The organism is Noviherbaspirillum sp. ST9 (genome assembly GCF_048799745.1).
GTDB lineage: Bacteria > Pseudomonadota > Gammaproteobacteria > Burkholderiales > Burkholderiaceae_D > Noviherbaspirillum.
Genome location: NZ_JBLWFR010000103.1, coordinates 1 through 655, shown reverse-complemented (window position 1 = coordinate 655; position 655 = coordinate 1). Strand labels below are relative to the sequence as shown.

Annotated in this window: 1 protein-coding gene; it reads left to right on the top strand. The window is 36.8% G+C overall.

The window, feature by feature from the left end:
• Nucleotides 1-140: 140 nt before the first annotated feature.
• Nucleotides 141-655, top strand: a 515-nt coding sequence (locus ACNOHI_RS24990; protein WP_420477430.1) for a serine hydrolase domain-containing protein, incomplete at its 3' end; no start/stop codon positions are given.

Genomic DNA, 655 nt, shown 5'->3' with positions numbered 1-655 from the left:
AAATACTGAAATTGTTATATATTTAGGACTATGACAAAATACGATTTGACCATTGCGCTTATTTCAATTACGAAAGCTACCTGAACGAAATAGCAAAAAATAGCAACTATTTAACAAATTCAAAATCCGCACTGCATTCAATGAAATTCAAAACCTTTCTTTCGTGTGTATTTATTTTGTCGCTAACTTTTGCCTTCGGGCAAGATAAAAAAGCGCTTATACGACAAATCGACAACCTCATCCATCTTAAGCAACCACGGCCTTTTAACGGTGTGGTTTTGTTGACTAAAAATGGGAAAATACTTTACGAAAAGACACAGGGCTTTAAAAATACAGATAGCAAAAAGCCCCTCGAGCCAGATAATCAATGCGAGATCATGTCAAACACCAAACAGATTACAGCTGTTTTACTCTTGAAAGAAGTGGAGGAAGGCAAGGTCGATTTGCAAAGTCCAATTAAAAAGTATCTGCCTGACTTAACTCAACTTTGGTCAGATTCGGTTACCGTTCATCAATTGTTAAACCATACTCACGGAATCGTAGACACCGGAAATCCACTTGTGTTCAAACCCGGAACAGATTACAAATACGGTAATTTGTCTAATAATCTCCTTGGAAGAATCATTGAAAATGTGTCGCAAAAAACTTACCGGGA